This window comes from Bailinhaonella thermotolerans (assembly GCF_003594875.1).
Classification (GTDB): Bacteria; Actinomycetota; Actinomycetes; order Streptosporangiales; family Streptosporangiaceae; genus Bailinhaonella; species Bailinhaonella thermotolerans.
Genome location: NZ_QZEY01000014.1, coordinates 145853 through 161583 on the forward strand (window position 1 = coordinate 145853; position 15731 = coordinate 161583).

Sequence of the window (15731 nt, forward strand, 5' to 3'; positions counted from 1 at the left end):
GTGGTACGGACGAACCGGGTCAGGGGCGTCGTTTCGGAACCGGCACCCGGAGCAGGTCACGGGCGAAGACGATCTCCCCCTGGAACGCCGCCGCCGCCTCGGCGAGGAACCGGGGCTCGTCCTCGTCGCCGTACCGCTCGGAGAAGTGCGTCAGCACGAGCGTCCGCGCCCCGGCCTCCGCCGCCACCCGCCCCGCCTGCGCGGCGGTCAGGTGCCCGTAGTCCTCGGCCAGCGCCGCCTCGGGCGTCAGGAACGTGGACTCGATGATCAGCAGGTCCGCGCCCTCCGCCAGCGCGAACACGTTGTCGCACAGCCGCGTGTCCATGATGAACGCGGCCTTCTGCCCCGGCCTCGGCGCGCTGACCTCCGCGAGCGTGACCGTACGGCCGCCGGCCCGCACGCTCCCCTCGCGCTGCAGCCGCGCGATCTCCGGCCCGCGCACCCCGAGGCGTTCGAGCTCCGCCGGGATCATCCGCCGGGAGTCCGGCTCGGCCAGGCGGTAGCCGTACGACGGGACGGGGTGGGACAGGGGGCGGGCCGTGAGCGTGAGCTCCCCGGCCGGGACGGTCGCCTCCTCGCCCGACAGCGGCCACTCGGTGATCACGCCGGTGTCCTTGAAGGCGGAGGCGTGCCGCAGCCGCCGCCAGTACTCCTCGCCGGCGGCCGGGAAGACCGCGCGGACCTCGTGCCGGACGCCGTCGCGGGCGATGCGCTGGACGACGCCGGGCACGCCGAGGCAGTGGTCGCCGTGGAAGTGGGTGACGCAGAGGAAGGTCACGTCGTGCGCGCTCAGCCCGGCGCGGGCCATCTGCCGCTGGGTGCCCTCGCCCGGGTCGAACAGGAGACCCTCCCCGTCCCAGCGCAGCAGATAGCCGTTCTGGTTGCGGTGCCGCGTCGGCACCGCGCTCGCGGTGCCGAGGATCACGAGTTCGCGGATGGACACGCTCCACATCGTGGCACGCCCGGTTGACCCGGCGCGCCCCGGGTAGGTCGCCCAACCGGACCGACGAGAAGATCGCGAAGGGAGCGGCGGGATGACGCGGGCGCCGATGTCGAAGGCCGACTACGACCGGGTGGCGATCGTCACCGGGGCCGACTCCGGGATCGGGGAGGCCGCGGCCGTGCTGCTGGCCGAGCAGGGGTTCGACGTGGGCGTCACCTACCACCGGGACGAGGACGGCGCGCGGGACACCGCGGGGAAGGTGGAGGCCCAGGGCCGCCGCGCGGCGGTGCGGAAGCACGACCTGACCGACCCGGTGGCGGCGTCGGCCGTGGTCGACGAGCTGGCGGACGAGCTGGGCGGGCTCGGGGTGCTGGTCAACAACGCCGGGACCGGGACGTCGGAGCCGCTGCTGTCGATCGGGTACGACCGGTGGCGCGAGGTGATCGCCGTGGACCTGGAGGGGCCGTTCCTGTGCACCCAGCGCGCCGCCCGCCGCATGATCGCGAGCGGCGGGGGAGGGCGCGTGATCAACGTGACCAGCGTCCACGAGGAGTACCCGCTGCTGGGCTCGGGCCCGTACTGCGCGGCCAAGGGCGGGCTGCGCATGCTGTCGCGGGTGTTCGCGCTGGAGCTCGCGCGTTTCGGCATCACCGTCAACACGGTGGCCCCCGGCGAGATCGCCACCCCCATGACCGGCCAGGAGGACGAACCGCCGAGCCCGGGCAGCCGCCCCGGCTACCCGCTGGGACGCCCCGGCGACGCGCGCGAGATGGCCGCCGTGATCGGGTTCCTCGCCGGGCCCGCCTCGTCGTACGTCACCGGGCTGACCCTCTTCGCCGACGGGGCCCTCGGCCTCATGGGCCCGACCGCCGCCGAGAGCGTCGAGCACGAGGTCTTCGGCCCGGAGTACACCGACCGCTCCCGCTGGTCGTAGCCCCGCGCCCGCCGTACGGCCCGCGCCCGGCACTACCCGCGCGCCTGGCGCTGCTCGCGCGCCCGCCGCGGCTTACGCCGGGGACGGCCGGGGCGTGAGCCGTACGACGGGCCGTGCGGGCCGTGTGGGCCATGCGGGCCGTGCGGGTCAGGGGTGGGGGACGACGGCGACCGGGCACTCGGCGTGGTGGAGGACGGCGTGGGTCGCCGAGCCGAGGCGCATCCGGCCGCGGGAGCCGACCACGACGAGGCAGGCGGCGCGGGACGCCTCGACAAGGAGGTGGCCGCGGTGGCCGTGCTCGGTCACCTCCTGCACGTCCACGTCGGGGAAGCGCTCGCGGTGCCCCGCCACGGTCTCGGCGAGCAGGCGGTGCTCCTCCTCGCCGACGGCCTGCACGTCGTACACCAGTGGCAGCATGTCGCCCGGCGCCCGGGAGGCCGGCTGGGACCACGCGTGCAGGGCCCGCAGCCGCACGTGCCGCAGCATGGCCTCCTCGAACGCGAACTCCAGCACGTGGTCCTGCCCCGGCTTGCCGCTGACCCCGGCGACGATCATGTCCCCGCCGGACCGGCCGCGCACGATCACGGTCGGGCAGGGGGCGTTCGCCGCGAGGTAGAGGCCGGTCGAGCCGAGCAGCAGCCCGGTGAACCCGCCGAGCCCGCGGTTGCCCACCACCAGCAGGCAGGCGTCCCCGGCCCGCCGCGCGAGCGCCTCCCCGGTCCGCCCGCTCAGCGACTCGGCACTCACCTCCAGCCCGGGATGCCGCTCCCGCGCCCGCTCCGCCGCCTCCCGGGGCTCGAACGGCATGCGCCCGGTGACGTTCGCCACCAGCAGCGGCGCCCGCCGCCGCGCGGCCTCGTCGGCCGCCCACTCGACGGCCCGCGCGGCCTCCTCCGAGCCGTCCGCCCCCACCATCACAGGTCTCATGAGGTCGGCTCTACCCACCTCCCCGCCCCATCACCACGCGCGGGCGGACCCCTTCCCGGCGCCGCCGCGGAGCATCCGGCGGCGGCCGTCTCCGCGCGCTTCCGGGCGGCGGTTTGGGCCTTCCTGGGGGGCGCGTCCCGCCGTACGTTCGCGAGCATGGTCGATCCCCGCCTCCCCGGCGAACCAGCCGAGCGGGCCGCGCGCGCCCCGGTGGGCCGCCGCGGCTTCCTGAAGGCCGCCGCCGTGGGCACCGGCGCCCTGGGGCTGCCGGTCGCCCTGCCCGTCGTGACGCCCGCCCCCGCCTCCGCGCCCGCCCGGGCCTCGGTCGCGCCGTTCCAGCACGGCGTGGCCTCCGGCGACCCGCTGCCCGACGGCGTCCTGCTGTGGACGCGCGTCACGCCCTCGCCCGAGGCGGTGCCCGGGTCGGGCGCCGGGCCGGTCGTCGAGGTGGGCTGGCAGGTGGCGCTGGACCCCGGGTTCCGCGAGATCGCCGCCGCCGGCTCGCAGCGCACCGGCCCCGACCGCGACCACACCGTCAAGGCGGACGTGCGCGGCCTGAGCCCCGGCACCGAGTACCACTACCGCTTCCTGTACGGCGACGCCGCCTCGCCGCCGGGCCGTACCCGCACCGCGCCCGCGGCCGGCACCTCGGTGGACGCCCTGCGCTTCGGGGTGGTGTCGTGCTCGAACTGGGAGGCCGGCCACTTCGCGGCGTACCGGCGGCTGGCCGAGCGCGGCGACCTGGACGCGGTCGTGCACCTGGGCGACTACATCTACGAGTACGGCACGGGCGACTTCGACGCGGGCGGCCGCACGGTCCGGCGCAACGTCCCCGCGCACGAGATCCTCACCCTGGCCGACTACCGGGTCCGCCACGCCACCTACAAGAGCGATCCCTACCTGCGGGGGTTGCACGCCCAGGCCCCCTGGATCATCGTGTGGGACGACCACGAGGCCGCCAACGACGCCTGGTCGGGCGGAGCCCAGAACCACACCCCGGAGACCGAGGGCCCGTGGGCGGCGCGGCTGGCCGCGTCCCGGCAGGCGTACTTCGAGTGGATGCCCGTCCGGGTCGGCGCGGACGGCGCGATCCACCGCCGGCTCCGCTTCGGGGACCTGGCCGAGTTCTTCATGCTGGACCTGCGGTCGTACCGCTCCCAGCAGGTCCGCGGGACGGCCGTGGACGACCCCGCGCGCACGATCACCGGCCGCGCGCAGATGGCCTGGCTGCGCGAGTCGCTGTCCGCGAGCGACGCCCGCTGGCGGCTGATCGGGAACTCGGTCATGGTGGCCCCGCTCGCCCTGGGCGCGCTCCCCGCCCACCTGCTCGGGCCCATGCGCCGCCTCCTCGGCATCCCCGAGGGCGGCATCGCCGTCAACACCGACCAGTGGGACGGCTACGCCGCCGACCGCAAGCGCCTGCTGACCCACCTCCGCGACGAGGGGATCGAGAACACCGTCTTCCTGACCGGGGACATCCACACCTCCTGGGCGTCGGACGTCCCGCTGACCCCCCTCGGCCCGACCGTGGCGTCGGAGTTCGTGGTCCCCTCGGTGACCAGCGACAACATCGACGACTTCCTCAGGGTCCCGCCGCGCACCGCCTCGCTCACCGCCGAGGGCGTCATCCGCGCCACCAACCGCCACGTCAAGATGGTCGAACTCGACAGCCACGGCTACGGCGTCCTGCGCGTCACCCCCGCCAGGGCCACCATGGACTGGTACCGCCTCTCCGACCGCACCAGCGAGGACGCCACCGCCACCCGCTTCGCCACCTACGAGACCAGGTCCGGCGACCCCGGCGTCCGCCGGGTCTGGCTCCCCACCTGACCGGGCCGGCGCCGCCCCGCGTGCGTACGGCGGCGCCGGGCTCCCGGCTCCGGGCCCGTGGCCCGGGGTGCTCCGGGGGGAGACGTCAGCCGGGGGAGCCGAGTGAGCCGAGGTAGCCGCGCAGGACGCGCTTGAGCTCGGCGGTCATGGCGGCGCGCTCGGGGCCCTCGGCGGCCAGGACCAGGGGCAGCATGGCCTTGAAGATCTGGATGCCGACCACGGCGGCGCGGGTGCGGCCGTCGGGGGGCAGGCCCGGCGCCAGGGCGGCGATCATCGTCTCGACCCGGCCGAGGAGGGCGGCCTGGATGGGGCGGGCCGCCTCGGTGAGCCCGGCGGGCATGTCGGCGCGGGCGAACAGGGCCTTGAAGCCGGGGTTGGCGGCGTTGAAGGCCACGATCGGGTCCACGACGCGATCGAGCATCTCGTCCAGGGTCATGGCCGCCCAGTCGGCGTCGGCGAACGCGCCCTGGTGCGCCTCCCCCATCTGCGACACGAACCGCGCCGCCAGGGCCTGCGCGATCGCCTCCTTGTTCGGGAAGAACTGGTAGAGCGAGCCGGGCGAGACCCCGGCCGCCGCCGCGATGGCGTTCGTCGTCGCGTTCTCGTACCCCGACCCGGCGAAGACCTCCGCCGCCGCGTCGAGGATCTGCGCCATGCGCCGCTCGCCCCGCGCCTGCCGCCGGCGTTCCATGCGCACCCCCGCGATTGACGAATACGAGCGATCGCTCGTATTGTCTGCAAAATACGACTAGTTACTCGTAAACCACCCTACCAGCTCATGTCTCAGGGGGACCCATGCCCGGAAGCGCCCGAAACACCGGAAGCGCCGGAGGAACCGGAAGCGCCGGAAGTGCCGGAGGAACCGGAGGAACCGGAAGCGCCGGAAGTGCCGGAGGAACCGGAGGAACCGGAAGCGCCGGAAGCGCCGGAAGACCGCCCCGGCCCCGGCTCGCCGCGCTCGTCGTGGGGCGGCCGTGGCACGTGGTGATCGCGGGGGTGCTGCTCACCCTCCTGGCCGCGGCCGTCGCCGCCGGGACCATCCCCGCCCTGTCGCTCAACAGGTTCGAGGCGCCGGGCTCCGAGGCGTCGCGGGCCCGCGACATGCTCGCCCGCCAGTTCGGCACGGGCAGCCCCAACATCGCGCTCCTCGTCACCGCCCGGCGGGGGACCGTGGACTCGCCGGCGGCGGCCGAGGCCGGGCGCGCGCTGACCCGCGAGCTCGCGGCGTACCCCGGGGTGGGCGGCGCGGAGTCGTACTGGACGCGCCCCGCGGCCACGCTGCGGAGCGGGGACGGGCGGCACGCCCTCGTCCTGGCCTGGGCCCCGGGCGACGCCGACGCCGTGCGGCGCGACCTGCTGCCGGACCTCACGCCGCGCTTCACCCGCGACGGCCCGGCCGTGACGGTGCGCGTGGGCGGCGGCGACGAGGTGTTCCGGCAGGCCGCGGACCTGGCGCGGCAGGACTTCCTGCGGGCGGAACTGGTGGTGCTGCCGCTCGTGCTCGCCCTGCTGTGGGCCGTCTACCGGCGGTTGTCCGCCGCGCTCGTCACACTGGGCGTCGGGATCTTCGCGCTCGCCGGCGCGCTGGCGCTGCTGCGCGTCGTCACGCTCTTCACGGAGATCTCCACCTTCGCCGCGAACATCGCGCTCGTGCTGGGGATCGGCCTCGGCGTCGACTACGGCCTGTTCATGATCTTCCGGTTCCGGGAGCGGCTGCGGGCGGGCGAGGACGTCCCCGCCGCCGTCCGCCAGGCCCTCGCCACCGCCGGGCGCACGGTCGTCTTCAGCGGCGTCACCGTCGCCGCCGCGCTGTCGGTGCTGCTGGCGTTCCCGTTCCCGTTCCTGGCCTCCTTCGCCTACGCGGGGGTCGCGGTCGTGCTCACCGCGGTCGCCGGGGCGGTCGTCGTGCTCCCCGCGGCCCTGGTCCTGCTCGGCCGCCGCGTCGAGCGCCGTTCGCCGGCGCGGGCGGACGTCTTCTGGCACGGCGCCGCCGTACGCGTCATGCGCCGCCCCGTAATGTACGGCGGGGCCGCCCTCGCGGTGCTGCTCCTGCTCGGGGCGCCGTTCCTCGGCGTGCGCTTCGGTCTGCCCGACGACCGCGCGCTGCCCGCCTCCGCCCCCGTCCGGCAGGTGTACGACGTGGTCAGGGCGGGCTTCCAGGCGGAGGAGGCCGACGCGATCCAGGTCGTCTCCGCGCGCGGCCAGGGGGCGGCGGCCGGGCCGTACGCGGCGGCGCTGTCGCGGATCCCGGGGGTGCTGCGGGTGGACTCGGCGGCCGGGCAGTACGCCGGGGGCGCGCGCGTGGGCCCCGCGGACGGCAGGTTCGCGGGCGGCAGCGGGACCTGGCTGTCGGTGGTGCCCTCCTCGGAGCGGCTGGCGTCGGACGCGGTCGGGCTGGTCCGGGCGGTGCGGGCCGTGCCGGCGCCGTTCGACGCGGCCGTGGGCGGCTATCCGGCGGACCTGGCCGACTACCGGGACGCGGTGACCGGGCGGCTCCCGCTCGTCGCCGGGCTCATCGTGCTCGTGACGTTCGCCGTGCTGTTCCTCATGACCGGGAGCGTGGTCGCGCCGCTGAAGGCCACGGTCCTCAACGGGCTCAGCCTGTCGGTCATGTTCGGCGCGCTCGTCTGGGTCTTCCAGGAGGGCAATCTGTCCGGCCCGCTCGGGTTCACCCCGACGGGGTCGGTCGAGCCCAGCATCCCCATCCTGATGTTCTGCGTGGCCTACGGGCTGTCCATGGACTACGAGGTGTTCCTGCTGTCGCGGATCAAGGAGGAGTACGACAGGACCGGCGACCCGGTGGCCTCCGTCGCCCACGGCGTCTCGCGCAGCGGCCCCCTGGTGTCCGCGGCCGCGCTCATCCTCGCCGTCTCCTTCGCCGCGTACGCCACGGGCCGCGTCGTGTTCCTCCAGATGCTCGGGGTGGGCATGGCCCTCGCGGTCGCCGTCGACGCCACCCTGATCCGCGGCGTCCTCCTCCCCGCCCTGATGCGCCTGGCCGGGCACGCCAACTGGTGGTCCCCGGCGCCCCTCCGCCGCCTCCACCGGCGGATCGGCCTGACCGAGGCGGCGGCCCCGTCCCCCGGCCCGTCACCCGCGCCCCCGCCCCCGGTGCCCGCCGCCCGCCCCTGACCCGGCGCCCGCCCCTGACCCGGCGCCCGCGCCCGGCGGCCCCCTCTCTCGGCGGAGGAGGCCGCCGGGGGCTCACCCGAGGTCCAGGCGGAGGGAGGTGAGGAGGTTGGAGTAGGCGTCGGTCCAGGGGGCCGCGTCGGTGGCGCAGGGGGTCCAGGAGGTCGCGGTGGAGCCCAGCGAGGCGGGGGCCGCGGTCAGCGCGAGCCAGTGGGAGGGCAGCTTGTGGGGGGACTGCGTGGTGATGGAGTCGTCGCGGGTCACGCAGGTCAGCCCGGTACGGCGGGCCAGGGCGCCGAGGACGGGTTCGAGGTCCAGGTAGCGGTTGGAGATGTGGAAGGCCATGACGCCCCCGGGCCGGAGTTTGCGGCGGTAGGAGTCCACGGCCTCGCGGGTGATCAGGTGGGCGGGGACGGCGTCGCTGCTGAAGGCGTCGAAGATCATGACGCCGTACTCCCCGTCGCGGGCCCGGGTCAGGGACTGGCGGGCGTCGCCGAGGACGACGTCGTGGGGGCCGCAGTCGCGGAGATAGGTGAACAGGCGGGGGTCGCGGGCCAGGTCCACCACCTGGGGGTCGATCTCGTAGAAGGTCCACCGGTCGCCGGGGGAGGCCAGGCAGGCGGCCGTCCCCGTGCCCAGGCCGATCACGGCGGCGCGGCGGGTGAGGGCCCGGTCGGGCAGCGCCGAGAGGAGTTCGCCGAGCGGCCCGCTGCGGTGGTAGTAGGTCTGCGGCTCGCGCGGATCCGTGCGGAGCTGCGCGCCGTGGGTCGTCGTGCCGTGCCGCAGCGTGTGCAGGGCCCCGTCGGCGGTGACGCGCTTGACGCCGAAGAAGTCGCGGTCCCGGTAGAGCGCCGCGCCCCCGGTGTCCAGCGGGAGCCAGACGGCGATGATCAGCACCGGGGCCAGGGCGGCCGCCCGGGCGCGCCGTGAACCGGCCGCCGCGAGCAGGCAGGCGACGGCCAGCGCGATCGGGTACTCCGCGAGCGAGTCGAAGGCCGCCGGGGCCAGCAGGCCGTTGAACGCCGTGCCCAGCGCGCCGCCGAGGGCGACCCAGCCGTAGAACGCGGTCAGCGCCGAGGCGCCGGGCCGGTCGGCGGCCAGCCGCCCGTGACAGTACGTCGCGATGACGAACAGGCAGGCCAGGTGGGTCAGCGCGAGCGGCAGCACCGGCTCGGACGGGGCCGCGATGAGCAGCGCCACCAGCGCGAGCGCCACCACGGGGAAGACCGGGCCGAGGATCCGCGCCAGCCGGGCGGGCCGGTCCCCGCGGGCGAAGACGATCACGAAGCTGAGCAGGTAGAGGGCCAGCGGGGCCACCCACAGCAGCGGCACCGGCGCGAGGTCCACGGTCAGGTACGTCGTCACGCCCTGCGTGAGGCTCGCCGGGGCGAACGCCAGCCCCACCCAGCGCGCCCGCCGCCACACCTCCCGCCGCCGCGGGAGCGGTCCCCGCCCCGCCGTCCCGCCGTCCGCCGGGCCCGCCGGCCCGTCCGCCGGTTCGCCGTCCGCCGGATCCCCGTCCCCTGGTACGGCGTGCGCGGGGCCGGGCGGGAGCCGTACCGGATCGGGGGCGGCGGCGCGGGGCGGCGTGCGGGCCATGATCACGACACAGGCCAGGAGGAGGACCGCGAAGGCGGCGAACCCCCAGGACCACAGGGCGGTCTGGGCGTCCACCGGCAGGGCGGGCTCGATGACCAGGGGGTACGCCAGGAGGCCGGCGAGACTGCCCAGGTTGCTGCTGCGGTACAGGAAGTACGGGTCGGCGGCGTCGGGGTGGTCCGTCTCCGACAGCCAGCGCTGGAGCAGCGGCGAGGTGGTCGCGACCACGGCGAACGGCAGGCCCGCCGCGAGCGCCAGCACCGCCAGCAGCCAGAGCGCGGGCGGCCCGGTCGGGGCGGTCCAGCCGGACGGCAGCCCCACCGGGAGCGTGACGAGCGCGGCCGCGACCACCGCCAGGTGGAGCAGCGCGCCCCCGCGCGGGCCGAGGCGCCGGGCCGTGAGGTGGGCGTAAACGTACGCCGCGAGCAGCGCGGTCGTGAAGAACAGCATCGAGGTCGTCCACACGGCCGACGTGCCGCCGAGCAGCGGCAGCACCAGGCGCGCGACCATCGGCTGGACGAGGAAGACCAGCGCCGCGCTGAGCAGGATCGTCGCGGAGAACACCACGACGACGACGCCGTGCCGGGACGCGGGGGAGATCCTCAGCGGCATGACTCCGATCCTGGCCGCCCGCCGCCCCCCACGGGGGGATATGACGGGATCTTTCGCCTCCCTCCTCGTCCCGTTTCCCGTACGGCGACGCGAACGCGCAGGTCACGGGGGTTGCGCGCGATCTCGGCGGGAAAGAGCGGTGCATGGCTGCGGACACGCTGCGGCGGATGAGCGAGACCGCCGCCCGGATCCTCGTGCTGATCGCGCTGACCGTGGTGGCGGTCTGGGCGCTGAACACGGTGCGCACGGTCGTGGTCCCCGTCGTGCTCGCGGTCTTCGTGGTCGCCCTGGTGCTGCCGCTGGTCGACGCGCTGAGATCGCGCGGTGTGGGCCGCACGCTCGCCACGACCATCGTGTTCCTGGGCGGCGGGGCGGCGCTCACCGGGCTGGTGCTGCTGCTCGCGCCGCCGACCGTGCGCGGCGTGGGCGAGCTGGGCGACAGCATCGGCAAGCTCGGCCACGACCTGCAGAACCTCGCGGCGCGGTTCGGCCTGGGCGACCGGGAGCTCGCCGAGCTGATCCGGCGGGGCCGCGAGCAACTGGGCAAGCAGGGCGAGCACCTGGCCACCGAGGCGATCGCCGGGGCCCGCACCGCCGGGGAGATCGTCGTCGGCCTCGTCCTGACCGTCATCCTGGCGATCTACTTCGTGCACGGCGGGGACCGGCTGGTGAGCTGGCTCCGCGAGCTGGTGCCCGACAGCACCGGCAGGCGGATCGAGCACGCGGGCGGGATCGTCCTGGCCGTCGTGGGCCGTTACGTGCGCGGCGTGGCGATCGTCGGCTTCGTGGACGCCTTCTTCATCGGCATGGCGCTGTGGATCCTGGGCGTCCCGATCGCGCTGCCGCTGGCGGTGCTGACGTTCCTCGGCGCGTTCCTGCCGATCGTGGGCGCGTTCACCGCCGGGCTGCTGGCCGCCGTGGTCGCGCTCGTGGCCAAGGGCTGGCTGGTCGCCGTCGTCGTGGTCGCGGTGACCGTGCTGGTCCAGCAACTGGAGGGGCACATCCTCGCCCCGCAGATCTACGGCCGCGCCCTGGACCTGCCCGCCGTCGTGATCCTGCTGTCGATCGCCGTCGGCACGGTCTGGGCGGGCATCCTCGGCGCGTTCCTGGCGGCCCCGGTCGCGGCCGTGCTCGTCACCCTCATCCGCGAGGTCCGCGCCCCGCGCCACGCCCCGCCCCCCGGCGCCACCCGCGCCGCCCCCGCCTGAGCGCCTGCCCGCCTGAGCGCCCGCCCCCGTCTGAGCGCCGGCCCCGTCTGAGCGCCGGCCCCGTCTGAGCGCCGGTCCCGCCTGAGCGCCGGCCCGGCTGAGCGCCGGCCTCGCCGGAAGATCCAAAGGGCGAGATCATCTGCGGAAATGTCAGGACAATTCTGTTAGAGTCCGATCGTTTCCGGACGTTGGGGTGGGAAGTGCAGTTCCGGGTCCTGGGACCGGTCGAGGTCGCCGGCCCTGAAGGGGCGATCGACCTGGGCGGGCCGCGGCAGCGTGCCGTCCTCGCCCGCCTTCTGGTGGCGCACGGCACCGTCGTCTCCACCGACCTGCTGATCGAGGACGTCTACAACGGCAACCCTCCGGCGTCGGCCCTGAGCACCGTCCAGGGATACGTCTCGAACCTGCGGCGGGCGCTGGAGCCAGGGCGCGCGCCGCGCAGCCCCGCCCAGGTGCTGATCGGGCGCGCGCCCGGCTACGTGCTGGCCGTCCGGGACGGCGACTGGATCAGGTTCGGCGAGCTCGTCGAGCGGGCCGGCGGGCTGATCGCCGCCGGTCAGCACACCCGCGCCCTGACCGCGCTCGACGCCGCCCTGGCGCTCTGGCGGGGCGAGCCGTACGCCGACTTCGCGGGCGAGCCGTGGGCCGCCGCCGAGGTGGCGCGGCTGAACGAGCTGCGCATGGTCGCGATCGAGCAGCGGTACGGCGCGCTGCTCGCCGTCGGCCGGCCGTACGCGCTGGTCGCGGAGCTGGAGACGTTCATCGACGCGCACCCGCTGCGCGAGGAGCTGTGGCGGCTGCTGGCCCTGGCGCTCTACCGCACCGGGCGGCAGGCCGACGCGCTCGCCGCGCTCCGGGAGGCCCGCCGCCGCCTCGACGAGGAGCTCGGCCTCGACCCCGGCCCCGAGCTGCGGCAGCTCGAAGCCGACATCTTCGCCCAGTCCGAGACCCTGCTCTGGCGCGGCCCCGCCTCCGCCGAGGGCTGGCCCGCCGCCCGCCGCGCCGCCGGCGAGGCCCCCTCCGCGCCGCCCGCCGCGCCCGCGCGGCCGTACGGCGGGGGAGAGGACGCCCCGGAGCGCGGCGACGCGCCGCGGCCCCGGGCCCGGCTGGTCGTCGGCCGGGAACGGCAGCTCGGCGCGCTCGACGGGATCGCCGCGCGGGTCGAGACGGGCGAGCCGGCTGTGGCCCTGGTGACCGGGGAGCCGGGGATCGGCAAGACCTGGCTGCTTGAGGCGTTCGAGGACGGCTGCCGCGCCCGCGGCTGGAACGTCGTGCGCGGGCGCTGCCACGACACCGCGGGCGCGCCCGCGTTCTGGCCGTGGACCCAGGTGCTGCGCGCGCTGGACGCGATCACGCCCCCGGCCGAGCGGGACCGGCCGCTGCTGGCGCACCTGCTGGACGAGGAGCCGACGGCGGCGCCCGAGGCGGTGCTGGTGGGGCAGCGGGCGGCGGTGGCGCGCTGGCTGGGCGACGCCTCCCGCGAACGCCCGCTGCTCGTCGCGCTCGACGACCTGCACTGGGCCGACGCCGACTCCCTCGGTCTGCTGGGCGACGTCGCCGCGCTGGCCGCCGGGCGGATCGCGCTCGCGGCCACGCTGCGCACCGGCGACGAGTCCCCGGCGCTGCGCGACGTCCTCGGCCGCCTGGCCCGGCTCGGCGTCGTACGGCTGCCGCTCACGGGCCTGGACGCCGCGGCGGTCGCGCGGATCGCCGAGGGCATGGGCGTCGAGGCGGGCGGCCGGACGCTGGCGCGGCTGGCCGAGCGCACCTCCGGCAACCCGTTCTTCGTCCGCGAGTCCCTGCGGCTGCTGGCCACCGACGGCCCCGAGCGCGCGCTGGAGGCCGTGCCCGAGAGCGTGGCCGACGTGATCCGGCGGCGGCTGTCGGCACTGCCCGGCGAGGGCGCGGACGAGGTGCTGGGCACGGCCTCGGTGGCCGGGCGCGAGTTCGACCCGGAGCTGGTGGCCGAGGTGTGCGGGCGGGACGCGGGCGACGTCTTCGACATGCTCGACGCCGCCGTGGTGGCGGGCGTGCTGCTCCCGCCGAGGTCCGCCGCGCCGGGCGAGGGCCCGCCGGCCGGGGCCGGGCGCCTGCGCTTCGCCCACGACCTCGTGCGCGAGACGCTGTACGCCGACGTGCCCCCGCTGCGGCGAGCCCGCCTGCACCAGTCGGTGATGCGGGCGCTGGCCGTACGGCCGGGGTCGGACGCGGCCACGGTCGCGCACCACGCCGTGGAGGCCGGGGCCGCCGCGTACGCCGACGCGGCGCACTGGGCGGCGGCGGCGGCCGAGCAGGCGGGGCTGCGGCTGGCGTACGAGGAGGCCGCGGCCTGGTGGGCGCGGGCGGTGGCGGCGCACAGCGCCACCTCGGGCGACCGCGCCGAGCACGTGCGGCTGCTGCTGCGGTACACCCGCGCGCTGCTGGACGCCGGGGACGCCCTCGGGGCCCGGGTCGCGCGCGCCGACGCGGTGCGCGCCGCCGACCAGGTGGGGAACCCCGAGCTGGCCGCGCGCGCCCTGACCGCGCTGGACGCGCCCTCGATCTGGACGCTGCGCAACCCCTACGAGGCGGTCGAGCTGCGGCTGATCCACCGCTTCGGGCTGGCCCTGGACGCCCTGCCCGCCGAGGACTCGCCGCTGCGCGTGCACCTGCTCGGCGGGCTCGCGGGCGAGCTGTACGACGGGTCGGACGACCCCCGCAGCCACACGCTGTCGGCCGAGGCGATCGCGATGGCCCGGCGCGTCGGTGACCCCGCGCTGCTGGCGTTCGCGCTGAACTCCCGCTACCTCGCGCTGCCCACGCCGCTGCACGTGCCGGAGATCGTCGGCCTGGCGGACGAGATCCTGGAGCTGGCCACCGAGCACCGGCTGCCCGCGTTCGAGCTGCTGGCGTACATGCTGCGGACCCACATGCGCACCGAGCTGTTCGAGCTGGCGGCGGCGGACGAGGCGGCCGAGCGGTGCGACGCGCTGCTTGAGCGCATGCCGCTGCCGTGGCCGCGCTTCCAGCACACCATGTGGCGGGCGCACCGGCTGCTGTTCGCCGGCCGCTTCGAGGAGGCCGAGGCGGCGTACGGCGTGGCCGACGGCCTGGCCGAGCGGATCGGCATGTGGTACGCCGGGGCCGTGGTCACCACCGGGCGGGTCTTCCTCAAGTACGCCCAGGGCACGATGGCCGAGGCCGGCGAGCTGATCGACAACATCGTGGGCATCCACCCCACCACCGACCACGACGCGCGGGTGCTCCAGCTCTGCGCCCAGGGCCGCCGCGAGGAGGCCGCCCGGATGATCGTGGACGGCTGGCCCACGCCGCCCCGGGACTGGTCCTGGCTCTCCATGACCTGTCTCCAGGGCGCGGCGCAGGCCGAGATGGGCGACGTCACCGCGTGCAAGGTCACCTACGACCGTCTCCTGCCGTACGCCGGGCGGCTGTCGCTGGGCTCGGCGGTCGCGCCGATCGGCCCGGTGGACTGGTTCCTGGGACGGCTGGCGACCGCGATGGGGGACCACGCCTCGGCCCGCGACCACCACCGGGAGCTGGCCCGGCGCGCAGGCCAGGAAGGGCTGCTGGTCTGGCGGGACCGGGCGCGCGCGGAGCTGGGCCCGATCGGCGCCCGGGAGGGCGACGGGGCGTGACCCCGGGGCCCGGCGGGAGAGGTGCGCGGGCCGCCGGGGCGGTGTAAAAGTGAGTTGGGTCCTAGCGTGAGGCGGCGTGGATGGGAGACCTGCAGGTGTCGGTCTCGCGGACCGGGATCTACACCCTGGTCACGGTGACCGGCGACGCGGACATCGTGGCCGCCCCCCGACTGGAGTCCCGGCTCGTCCCGGTCTCGTCCGGGCAGCGTCACGTCGTCCTCGACCTCGGCGGGGTCACCTTCCTGGACTCGACCACCGTCGGGGTGCTCCTCGGCCTCTACCGGTCGCTGCACCGGGGCCGGGGCACGCTGGCGCTCGTGGCCCCGCCCGGCGGGGTCGCCCGGCGCGTGCTGGACCTGCTCGGCATCCCCTCCCGCGTCCCGACGTACGACCGGCTCGGCGAGGCCCTGACCACCGAGGGCGTGGAGCCGGGAGAGGGCGGGCCGGGGCGCGGAGATCCGGCGGGGGAGGACCGCTGAGGGCGGCCGGTCAGGGCCGGGTGTCGCGGCGGGCGGGGCGCGGGATCTCCCGCTCGGGCCGCTGGGCGTAGCCCTGCAGCGCGGTCGCCGCCGCCTCCAGCGTGGGGAAGATCATGAACTGCGGGTCGAGGGCCATCGTGTAGAGGACCCGCTGGACGCGCGGATCGACGCCGACGAGGGCCACCGGGATGCCGGTCAGCTTCGACCGCTCCTGGGCCGACAGCAGCACGGGGATGACCGAGGCGTCGGGGAACTCCGCCTGCGACATGTCGAAGACCAGGGGCAGACCGGGTTGCCAGGCAGAGGCGATCTCCGTGGCGAGGTCGAGACAGGCCTCCTTGTCGAGAGTCCCCGTGCTCCAGATCACCACACAGTCGCCCAGGCGCGAAGAGGACACCCGGAATGCCATGGAACCAGCCTACTCCCCGGAAGGGC

General features: G+C 76.0%; 11 protein-coding genes. 6 read left to right on the forward strand and 5 right to left on the reverse strand.

The annotated features are described in order from the left end of the window. Nucleotides 1-19: 19 nt before the first annotated feature. Nucleotides 20-943, reverse strand: a complete 924-nt coding sequence (locus D5H75_RS28835; protein ID WP_119929703.1) for a ribonuclease Z — start codon at nucleotides 941-943, stop codon at nucleotides 20-22. Between the two features lie 91 nt (nucleotides 944-1034). Here D5H75_RS28835 and D5H75_RS28840 point away from each other — a divergent pair, with 91 nt between their 5' ends. Further along, nucleotides 1035-1877, forward strand: a complete 843-nt coding sequence (locus tag D5H75_RS28840; RefSeq protein ID WP_119929704.1) for an SDR family oxidoreductase — start codon at nucleotides 1035-1037, stop codon at nucleotides 1875-1877. 147 nt (nucleotides 1878-2024) lie between these two features. Here the strand turns inward: D5H75_RS28840 and D5H75_RS28845 are convergent, their stop codons facing one another. Beyond that, a complete protein-coding gene (locus tag D5H75_RS28845) occupies nucleotides 2025-2804 on the reverse strand; it encodes a universal stress protein (protein ID WP_119929705.1) in 780 nt (259 codons plus the stop codon). A 156-nt stretch (nucleotides 2805-2960) separates the two neighbouring features. Between D5H75_RS28845 and D5H75_RS28850 the strand changes: the two genes are divergently transcribed. Further along, nucleotides 2961-4634, forward strand: a complete 1674-nt coding sequence (locus D5H75_RS28850; protein WP_119929706.1) for an alkaline phosphatase D family protein — start codon at nucleotides 2961-2963, stop codon at nucleotides 4632-4634. Nucleotides 4635-4719: 85 nt separating this feature from the next. Here D5H75_RS28850 and D5H75_RS28855 read toward each other — a convergent pair whose 3' ends face one another. Continuing rightward, nucleotides 4720-5325, reverse strand: a complete 606-nt coding sequence (locus D5H75_RS28855; protein ID WP_242454590.1) for a TetR/AcrR family transcriptional regulator — start codon at nucleotides 5323-5325, stop codon at nucleotides 4720-4722. A gap of 272 nt (nucleotides 5326-5597) precedes the next feature. On the opposite strand from D5H75_RS28855, the gene D5H75_RS28860 reads away from it, so the two are divergent. Further along, entirely contained in the window at nucleotides 5598-7766 is a 2169-nt protein-coding gene (locus tag D5H75_RS28860) for an MMPL family transporter (RefSeq protein WP_242454580.1), read from the forward strand. Nucleotides 7767-7838: 72 nt separating this feature from the next. Here D5H75_RS28860 and D5H75_RS44310 read toward each other — a convergent pair whose 3' ends face one another. Continuing rightward, nucleotides 7839-9974 (reverse strand): spermidine synthase, encoded by a 2136-nt coding sequence (locus D5H75_RS44310; protein WP_119929708.1) that lies wholly within the window; start codon nucleotides 9972-9974, stop codon nucleotides 7839-7841. 143 nt (nucleotides 9975-10117) lie between these two features. Between D5H75_RS44310 and D5H75_RS28870 the strand changes: the two genes are divergently transcribed. From D5H75_RS28870 to D5H75_RS28880, 3 genes are all read left to right on the forward strand, one after another. Then, complete coding sequence (locus D5H75_RS28870; protein ID WP_119929709.1) at nucleotides 10118-11182, forward strand: AI-2E family transporter; 1065 nt, start codon at nucleotides 10118-10120, stop codon at nucleotides 11180-11182. Between the two features lie 200 nt (nucleotides 11183-11382). Beyond that, a complete protein-coding gene (locus D5H75_RS28875; protein ID WP_147425300.1) occupies nucleotides 11383-14817 on the forward strand; it encodes an ATP-binding protein in 3435 nt (1144 codons plus the stop codon). An 80-nt stretch (nucleotides 14818-14897) separates the two neighbouring features. Then, nucleotides 14898-15296 (forward strand): STAS domain-containing protein, encoded by a 399-nt coding sequence (locus D5H75_RS28880; protein ID WP_119929711.1) that lies wholly within the window; start codon nucleotides 14898-14900, stop codon nucleotides 15294-15296. 10 nt (nucleotides 15297-15306) lie between these two features. Here the strand turns inward: D5H75_RS28880 and D5H75_RS28885 are convergent, their stop codons facing one another. After that, the gene (locus tag D5H75_RS28885) at nucleotides 15307-15705 is read right to left on the reverse strand and encodes an STAS domain-containing protein (RefSeq protein WP_119929712.1); all 399 of its coding nucleotides are present in this window, start codon (nucleotides 15703-15705) and stop codon (nucleotides 15307-15309) included. Nucleotides 15706-15731 lie beyond the last annotated feature (26 nt).